General features: G+C 39.1%; 5 protein-coding genes. 3 read left to right on the plus strand and 2 right to left on the minus strand.

What is annotated here, in order from left to right; translation table 11 throughout:
• Window positions 1-228: 228 nt before the first annotated feature.
• Window positions 229-1,563: a hemolysin family protein gene (locus tag QNJ50_RS27575; protein ID WP_300642092.1), complete on the minus strand. Its 1,335-nt coding sequence runs from the start codon at window positions 1,561-1,563 to the stop codon at window positions 229-231.
• 843 nt (window positions 1,564-2,406) lie between these two features.
• On the opposite strand from QNJ50_RS27575, the gene mfd reads away from it, so the two are divergent.
• Together mfd and QNJ50_RS27585 are read left to right on the plus strand one after the other, a co-directional pair.
• On the plus strand, window positions 2,407-6,039 hold the full coding sequence (gene mfd, locus QNJ50_RS27580; protein WP_300642095.1) for a transcription-repair coupling factor: 3,633 nt from the start codon (window positions 2,407-2,409) through the stop codon (window positions 6,037-6,039).
• 96 nt (window positions 6,040-6,135) lie between these two features.
• The gene (locus tag QNJ50_RS27585; RefSeq protein WP_300642098.1) at window positions 6,136-6,927 is read left to right on the plus strand and encodes a DNA alkylation repair protein; all 792 of its coding nucleotides are present in this window, start codon (window positions 6,136-6,138) and stop codon (window positions 6,925-6,927) included.
• Between the two features lie 234 nt (window positions 6,928-7,161).
• Here the strand turns inward: QNJ50_RS27585 and QNJ50_RS27590 are convergent, their stop codons facing one another.
• On the minus strand, window positions 7,162-8,484 hold the full coding sequence (locus QNJ50_RS27590; RefSeq protein WP_300642101.1) for an SGNH/GDSL hydrolase family protein: 1,323 nt from the start codon (window positions 8,482-8,484) through the stop codon (window positions 7,162-7,164).
• A gap of 525 nt (window positions 8,485-9,009) precedes the next feature.
• Between QNJ50_RS27590 and QNJ50_RS27595 the strand changes: the two genes are divergently transcribed.
• Window positions 9,010-9,162 carry a hypothetical protein gene (locus QNJ50_RS27595; RefSeq protein WP_300642104.1) on the plus strand — a complete coding sequence of 51 codons (153 nt, stop codon included), beginning with the start codon at window positions 9,010-9,012 and terminating at the stop codon, window positions 9,160-9,162.
• The last annotated feature ends 182 nt before the right edge of the window (window positions 9,163-9,344 follow it).

The raw sequence follows: 9,344 nt of genomic DNA on the forward strand, positions 1-9,344 counted from the left end.
GTAATGGGTAATGAGTAATGAGTAATGAGTAATGAGTAATGAGTAATGAGTAATGAGTAATGAGTAATGAGTAATGAGTAATGAATAATGAGTAAGAAGGTAGAGACGTAGCAGAGCCTTTGGCGTCGGCGGATCCAAAGGTAACGTAGTTATAGCCTCTGCTACGTCTTTACAGGAGTAATGGCTAATTGGTAATGGTTATTGTTTATTATCATTACCTCCATTTATTTAATTTTCTTCATTTTCTGGAGATGTATCATTTTTTGGTTCTAGCAAAACCTTATCAACCCGATTACCATCCATATCCATTACTTCAAATCTCATTCCTTGCCATTCAAAATTATCGGTGGCTATGGGAATTCGACCAAGTTGGGTCATGACAAAGCCACCTAAAGTTTGATAATTTCCTCGATCTTCTGAAGAAAATTCTCTAACGTCAAATAGGTGGCAAAAATCATCTATTGATAGCATTCCATCTAATAACCAAGTACCATCTTCCCTTTGCACTGCTTGAGGCTCATCATCATCGTCGAAAGCCGGAACATCTCCCACTATTTCGACCATGACATCATTAAGGGTGACCAATCCCTGAATAACACCATATTCATCTACTACTAGCGCCATATGGGTACCTGTTTGTTTAAATAGTTCTAAAACCTTTAAACCACTGGTATTTTCTGGCACAAATAATGCTTGCCTTAACCCTATGGTCAAATCTATTGATTCCCCACACAAACTTCGGGCTAATAAGTCCGTTACAGGAATAATTCCTAGGACGTTATCGAGTTCTTCTCGACATACTGGATATCGAGAATAACCATTATCAATGATTTTGCGCCGGTTTTTACTAATATCGTCCCCTAGATCTAACCACTCAATATCAGGTCTGGGTGTCATCATTGCACCGACAGGAATGTCACCTAAGCGAAATACCCGTTCCACCATATCTTGCTCGGCTTCTTCGAAGGTTCCTTCTTCGGTTCCTTGCTCGATTAAAACTTTGATTTCTTCTTCTGTAACTTGCGGTCCAGTTGCAGGTCTAACACCTAAAAAACGTAATACTGTGTCAGTAGAAACACTTAAGATACAAACCACTGGTAGAGCAAACTTAGCTAACATTTCCATGGGAATTGCAATAATGTTAGCAATAGCTTCAGGATGGTTTAAAGCAAGCCGCTTTGGTACTAGTTCTCCTAGAACGAGAGTAAAATATGTAATCAAAATTACTGCAACAATCGAAGCTATTGCTTCTGTATAAGAAGAAATTCCTGGAATAAATTTTAATATTGAATTTAGTATAGGAATAATTTTTTTGGAGATGACTGACTCTCCAAAAGCACCAGAAATGATTGCTAATGCGGTAATACCGATCTGGACTGTTGCCAAAAATTGATTGGGGGAAGATGCTAGCTTCAAGGCAGTACGAGCTTTTTTGCTTCCTCGATTGACGAGTTGCTGTAAGCGAGCTTTGCGCGCTGAAACTATTGCCAACTCTGACATTACAAATATTGAGTTGACGAAAATAAGTAAGAAAAGGATTAGAATTTCGGTGGTTGACGACATTTCTAATATTGCCGAGCGAATCGGCAAATTTTTTTTAGTAGGTTTGGGTGTTAATATTCAGATTTAATATCAATTAAGTTTGATAAATACACTTTCGACAGAGGAAAATTTGGTCGAATTTTAAGGTTGGACAACAAAAACCAGTTTATGATCTCTAAATCAGGATATTGGCAAAAAATGAGGTATTAGTGCTTTATATTTGACGTAGACGAACATATAGCTGAAGTATTTCCTTTATTTGTGTGAGTTTGGGGATTTTCAGTAAATTAAACTACTAAATTAAATATTTCACTTTCAAATATTCTATTTTGCTAAAGATTCCATTATTCTGGTGTCTCGATGTGAAAATATAATGCACTGCTAACAAAATTGCCGCAAACCAAATTAATAGTATGGGATGATAGTTTATTATTCTGTATTCCCTCCAAAAGTAAAACGATTGGAATGGGAATTTCCCAATGATTGGGTTACCAATCTTGAAATGCCAATCCTTAGAATTCCAATTTTTATAATCCCAGGTATTGAAGTTATTCTTGAGTGCAATTAAAGAAAATCTATTTTTTGCTGCTAAATTTCGATCCTTGGATTCGATCTCCGATGAAAGTGGTATTTTAATTGTCATAGATAATTTTTCTGCAATGTTTAATTTAACCAAAGATTAGACAGTGGTAATTGTACTAGCTAGGAACTATTAGTTCTAGAGTAGGAGTTATCAAACTCTTGACACATTTAAAATTATTGAGGTAAGAGTTCTAAACTTACTTCTAATTCTCAAACTACATATCAAAATACATAAACATAAATACTTCCATCATTTTGTTAGGCATATTTTGTTAGGGATTTATGGCTTTTTCTTCCATTGTGCGGACTTTAGGACGGTCGTCTTTAAGTGGCGAGCTTCTTTCTAGAATAGAGCGACAAAAAGAATTATTTTTAAATGGAATTCCCCGCTTACCAAAGGGCTTGGTCGCATCAGCATTGGCGCAAGCCCAAGAATATAATTTATTTGTGGTTTGTTCCACTTTGGAAGAAGCTGGAAGGTGGACGGCACAACTTGAGATGATGGGTTGGCAAACGGTACATTTTTACCCAACCTCAGAAGCTTCTCCTTATGAACCCTTCGATCCCGAAATTGAAATGACCTGGGGACAAATGCAGGTTTTGGCGGATTTGGTTGGGGATAGAAGATTGGCGACTAGCGACAGGGGATCGGGAACTGAAGATAGGAGAGTTTCTGGGATTGCTGTTGTGGCGACTCATGCATCTTTACAACCCCACCTACCCCCGGTGGAAGCTTTTGCACCATCATGCTTAACTCTGAAACGGGGAATGGAATTTGACCTAGGTGAGTTTAGTCGCAAAGTGACTACTTTGGGTTACGAGCGAGTACCAATGGTAGAAATGGAAGGTCAGTGGAGTCGAAGGGGGGATATTGTGGATTTATTTCCCGTATCTTCTGAGTTACCGGTACGTTTAGAATGGTTTGGGGATGAAATCGAACAGATCCGGGAATTCGATCCATCTACCCAGCGCTCTGCTCTCGATCGCATTGAGGAAATGGTGTTAACTCCCACTAGCTTTGTCCCAATGTTTACCGAAGCTTTGTCCGCTAGACCTGATTTTGATGAATTGAAAGCTCAGTGGAATTTTGATTCTGATTCTGGTACAGAGGAAGCAGCAGAGATTTTTGAGGGTAGTCGTCGTTTGTTGGGTTTGGCGTATGAAAAACCAGCTTCGTTGCTGGATTATTTGCCAGCAAATACTTTTATTGCAATTGATGAGTCAGAACAATGTCACGCCCACAGCGAGCGTTGGGTGGAAAATGCTGAAGAACAATGGCAGTATCTAGTACATGGTGGAGAACTGACCGAACTGGATGGCGATGATGGAAATAGCGAACCTCCTTTAAGTGATCGCGAAATTGATTCACCTCAAATCAACTTACCGAAAATCCATCGCTCCTTTGATGAATCCTTAGAAGATACAGTTAAATTTAAGAAAATATATTTATCGGAAATTACTGAAACTGTTGTTGACGAGTCGGGAGAAGGAATTGAAAATGCAGGATTAAATCTTGCTGCTCGTCCCGTACCGGTAACGCCACATCAGTTTGCTAAAATCGCTGAAACTGTGAGACAGGAACGCGATCGCAAATTTGCTGTGTGGTTAATTTCAGCACAGCCTTCCCGTTCAGTGTCGCTGTTACAGGAACATGATTGTCCGGCGCAGTTTATTCCTAATCCCCGGGACTATCAAGCAATTGATAAATTACAAGTTAGTCATACCCCTGTAGCTTTAAAATATTCGGGTTTAGCAGAATTAGAAGGCTTTATTTTACCGACATTCCGGATTGCAGTAATTACTGACCGAGAATTTTACGGTCAACATTCTTTAGCTACTCCCAGCTACGTGCGCAAACGGCGTAAAGCTGCTTCTAACCAAGTTGATGTTAATAAGTTACGTCCGGGTAATTACGTCGTCCATAGAAACCATGGGATCGGTAAATTTCTCAAGCTGGAAAGTTTAACCATTAATGATGAAACTCGGGATTACTTGGTGGTACAGTATGCTGACGGTGTTTTGCGGGTACCATCAGACCAAGTAGGGTCATTGTCTCGCTTTAGGAAGAAAGACGGTAAACCGCCTCAACTCCATAAGATGACTTCCAAAGCTTGGGAAAATACCAAGAATAAGGTCCGCAGAGCAATTAAAAAATTGGCTGTGGATTTACTCAAGCTTTATGCTTCCAGAAGTCAAAGACAAGGGTTCGCTTACCCTGAGGATATGCCATGGCAGCAGGAATTGGAAGATTCTTTCCCTTATCAACCAACAATCGACCAGTTAAAAGCTGTGCAGGATGTGAAACGGGATATGGAATGCGATCGCCCAATGGATCGGTTGGTATGCGGTGATGTTGGTTTTGGTAAAACTGAAGTTGCAATTCGGGCAATTTTTAAAGCTGTAACTGCAGGTAAGCAAGTAGCATTATTAGCGCCAACTACTATTCTCACCCAGCAGCATTACCATACAATTAAAGAACGTTTTGCCCCTTATCCCATCAATGTTGGTTTGCTTAATCGCTTCCGTACTGCTGAAGAACGCCGCAAGATTCAAAAGCGACTGGTGACGGGGGAATTAGATGTGGTTGTGGGAACCCATCAACTGTTAAGTAAAAGCGTTAATTTTAAAGAATTGGGACTGTTGGTGGTAGATGAAGAACAACGGTTTGGGGTAAATCAAAAAGAAAAAATCAAAAGTCTGAAAACTCAAGTTGACGTATTAACACTTTCAGCGACTCCCATCCCCCGAACTTTATATATGTCCCTGTCGGGGATTCGGGAAATGAGTTTAATTACAACACCCCCACCATCCCGACGTCCGATTAAAACCCACCTCTCGCCAATGAATGGAGAAACCATGCGTAGTGCCATCCGTCAAGAACTTGACCGGGGTGGACAGGTTTTCTACGTCGTTCCTCGGGTGGAAGGAATTGAAGATAAATCCGCTGGAATCCGAGAAATGTTACCAGGGGTAAGAATTGCGATCGCTCACGGTCAAATGAATGAAAGCGAACTAGAAGCGACCATGCTTTCATTTAGTAATGGGGAAGCAGATATCCTGGTTTGTACCACAATTATTGAATCTGGTTTGGATATTCCCCGCGTAAACACAATTTTGATTGAAGATGCTCACCGTTTCGGTTTAGCACAGTTATATCAATTGCGCGGACGGGTGGGACGAGCCGGAATTCAAGCCCACGCCTGGTTATTCTATCCCAAACAAAGAGAATTATCGGAAGCAGCCCGCAAACGACTGCGAGCAATTCAAGAATTTACTCAGTTAGGTTCCGGATATCAATTAGCAATGCGAGATATGGAAATTCGCGGAGTTGGTAACTTACTTGGTGCGGAACAGTCCGGAAAATTAGATGTGATTGGCTTCGATTTATACATGGAAATGTTAGAAAACGCCATCAATGAAATTCGCGGACAAGAAATTCCCCAGGTGGAAGAAACTCAAATCGACCTCAGCCTCACTGCATTTATTCCCTCAGATTATATTACTGACATCGACCAGAAGATGAGCGCATATCGGGCGCTTGCTACAGCCAAAACCAGCGAAGAATTACAGCAAGTAGCTGCAGCTTGGACGGATCGTTATGGAACTATTCCTTCAACAGCAAATCAACTGATCCGGGTAATGGAATTAAAACAAATGGGGAAAAAGTTAGGTTTTAGTCGCATTAAACCCGATGGAAAACAGCATATTGTCTTAGAAACACCAATGGAAGAACCAGCTTGGAATTTATTGGCGGATAATTTACCAGCAATTCTTAAAAACCGTTTTGTTTATTCTCCTGGGAAAGTTACAGTGCGGGGTTTAGGAGTGGTTAAAGCTGCAAAACAGTTGGATACCTTAATTGATGCTTTCAATAAGATGCAAGGTGTGGTGGTGAATGAGGCTGCGGTGGTGTAGCAATTGGCGACTGGATATTGGGGATTGGGTATTTGTTGGCGGATTAGTACAATTAGCTATTTGTTTTCTGTTTCCCATTCCCTCTTACCTTGAAAAATGCAAGTAAAACGTAAAGGTGCGCGCCGAATAGTTGATATTCCCCCTGATATTCTCGAGCAAATAAATCGGGGAGAAATCGAAACAGTTAATCTTACCGAATGTCTGGCGCTCGATTTTGCAAAATTGATGAGTTATGCTCTACCAGATATTAACAACCCTGCGTACGGAATGTGCATCGAAGATGCGATCGCACAAATGAAAGCTGCATCTGAGCTTGGTTGGATGAACAGAACTCGACTTGCATCCAAACTGATCTACGAGTGTTTTGGAGCATCGATTATTGATACGCTTTTAGCACATACTTCTGATAACGTTCGCGGTTGGGTTTCTGGGGTTGTTGCTTTAATTCCCAATCTTTCCATTGAGGAACGACTCAACTTAATAAAACCCCTTGCTGACGATCCTAATTCTGGTACTCGGGAAACTGTATGGTTGCTAATGCGAGAGCATATTGCCAATGATATCGAACAAAGTATTCAAGCACTTATCCCTTGGACAGTCAGCGATAGTGAAAATATCCGTCGATTCTCCACAGAATCTACTCGTCCCCGTGGTGTCTGGTGCAGTCATATACCCAAATTGAAAGAATCTCCAGAGTTAGGTTTACCATTATTGGAACCTTTGAAGTCAGATTCTGCAAGATATGTTCAGAATTCAGTGGCGAATTGGCTCAATGATGCAGCAAAATCACAACCTGATTGGGTGGTTAATCTGACAAATCGTTGGTTGGATGAGTCTAATACTAAAGAAACCCGTTACATTGTCAAGAGGGGGAAGCGTAGTCTTTAAGCAATTCAATCGCAAGTGTACCCAAAATGATCGCATCAACTAAAAAACCTAAGTCACAACTAAAATTTGTTTATCAATTGGAAATTCTTTAATTTACTCATGATGAGATAGGTAATTCAATCAAAAATTCAGTTCCTTTTCCTAAATTAGAATTAAAACTGGAGTTCCGAGTGGCACGTCACTGGATTGATCGGAGACAAGGCTGTTTTTTGAGCAAAAAATGTCTAAGTCCCTTTAGTGCGAAAGCCCCCGCTCGTAGTAGAAGTCTGGCGTGTTGCGAACGCCTAATTCATTAATATCAAAAATACCTGTAAAAACGCTTGACATACTGCTACCAGGTATACATCCGGGTTTAACTTGATTTATATACTCGTCACTAGATATACAAGTACTTCGAGAGAAGCTTTCAGATTTTAAAGAAGTATTAGTTGAGAAAGTAGTAATTGCATCTTTAAACAGATCTGCAAATAATCCTTGAGCTTGGGTCGTAAAATGAACTCCATCCCAAAAAAGAAATTCATCTGGGTTTTCTGGGCTAGTTTCTTCAATTAAAGGGTCGGAAATGTTCGAAAAACCAAATTCCTGGGGAGAAGATACGATCGCTTGGGTAAATCCAAATACATCAATTTCAATGATATCTAGTCCTAAATTGCGCTCTAAATTGTTAATGGTGTCAGCCAAAGCATAATTTATCGCAAGTGTTGTGAGAGTTCCTTGTAAGGAAGCACCACTTTCAACTGCTTTTGGTAACAAACCAAAATTAGATATGTTTGGTATTGCAATTTTTTCTGCACCCAAGTTCGCTAATCGTGTGACTGCTGCGGAGATATTACTAGCATATTGTGCGATTGCTGCTTGAATTTCTGAAACATTATTTGAAGTTAGATTTGAATTTAAATTTAAACTTGAATTTGAACCCGAATTTAAACTTAAACTCGAATTTAGAAGTTGAAAATCATTACCATTCATCCAAACAAAGTATATGTCATTGGGGTCAGCACCATCTTGACCAATCCCATCAGCAAACTGGTCAACTTGATCAAGTAGTCCCGGTAATTCTGAAGTGAAGCCCGGTTCTTCTGCAATAATATTAGTACCTTCAGGAACAAAAACTTCACGACCGCTTGTTGCACCTGCAAAAGCAAAATTTTGAATATCATCTTCTTGCAAAGATAATTCAGAAGCTATTTGATCAACCCAGATTGGACCATTTGACAAACGTCCTTCAAAGTATGGTGGGCTTGGAGGAAATGTATTATTCGAGAGATGAAATGCATTTCCAGTGTCTGAATAACTGTCACCAAATATCACTAAATCATCAAAGCTGTTGTTGAAGTTATTTTTTAACTTATTTTCGTTGTGATGAAAAAAAGGATTCCCATAACTTTTTAAATCATTAACTTTTAAGCCATCAACTCTCCAATTTGCCTTCATTGTCAGATTTTGACTAGTTGAAGCATAATCTACTCGTAGGTTATTAGATTTATTATCATTGTAGCTTGTGACATCAAATAACTGCCTATTTTGATAGTTCAAATTTGCACTTCTTTGATGCATAGTTATTTCTATCCTTGTTTTTTAGCAAGCAAAATATCTTGATGATGATACTTGTTCACTATTTATGATATTAATAATATTTAGTTAATAATATTAAGTATTTGACTAATGGTAATCATTACTCGCTTAACTAACGAAGTATATCATAAATCAATGTCAATAAATTATTTGAATAAAAACATGCTATTCACCCATCATTTAAAATGTAAAAAAAGTAAGTTTTTGATGAATTGAACATATCTCAGACAATACATTTATTTTATGGAGATAAGTTATCTCGAATAGTAAGTAAAAACCAGGAAAGTTAATTAATTAACAAAATTAACAACTACCTTATCCCAAACAAACAAAGGAATTTTAATCAATCACCCATTAACATTATTCTTAATAATGTTCGCGATCGTATGGTATCGGAAATCATGGATATAGTTGGAAGCATTTTACTTATGCATGCGATCGCAACTAATATTCCCTCATGCATCAAACGTCAAAGTCTTGCACTTCTAATACCAATTTAGAAAAACAATGAGACAAATAAATTTTTGTAGAGACGTACCAGAGCCTGCGGCGTCGGCGTTAGCCTCTGGTACGTCTCTACATTTTTTTCCGGAGACGTCTTTTGCAAATACATTATTGGGGCTAAGTCAAAGCTTTGATGATGAAGTGATTCTCAATTAAACCTTGACGTTTGCTATCTTTTCTAATTTTCATCGGACTTGCAGTATAGACAATGCACAGTATATGACCTCAATTCATCCCTCTAAGTAGTTGGACAAAAATATTTATGTCATTGCGTTAGCGCTTAGCGGAAGCGTACCGTAGGTATTGCGTGTTCGTTAGAACAAACGATAGTGTTAGAC

The sequence above is a fragment of the Mastigocoleus sp. MO_188.B34 genome, from assembly GCF_030065675.1.
In the GTDB taxonomy this organism is placed as follows: domain Bacteria; phylum Cyanobacteriota; class Cyanobacteriia; order Cyanobacteriales; family Nostocaceae; genus Mastigocoleus.

Excerpts from the sequence above, each read along its gene's own strand:
- QNJ50_RS27575 (WP_300642092.1), bottom strand. The coding sequence starts at position 1,563 with ATGTCGTCAACCACCGAAATTCTAATCCTTTTCTTACTTATTTTCGTC.
- mfd (WP_300642095.1), top strand. The coding sequence starts at position 2,407 with ATGGCTTTTTCTTCCATTGTGCGGACTTTAGGACGGTCGTCTTTAAGT.
- QNJ50_RS27585 (WP_300642098.1), top strand. The coding sequence starts at position 6,136 with ATGCAAGTAAAACGTAAAGGTGCGCGCCGAATAGTTGATATTCCCCCT.
- QNJ50_RS27590 (WP_300642101.1), bottom strand. The coding sequence starts at position 8,484 with ATGCATCAAAGAAGTGCAAATTTGAACTATCAAAATAGGCAGTTATTT.
- QNJ50_RS27595 (WP_300642104.1), top strand. The coding sequence starts at position 9,010 with ATGAGACAAATAAATTTTTGTAGAGACGTACCAGAGCCTGCGGCGTCG.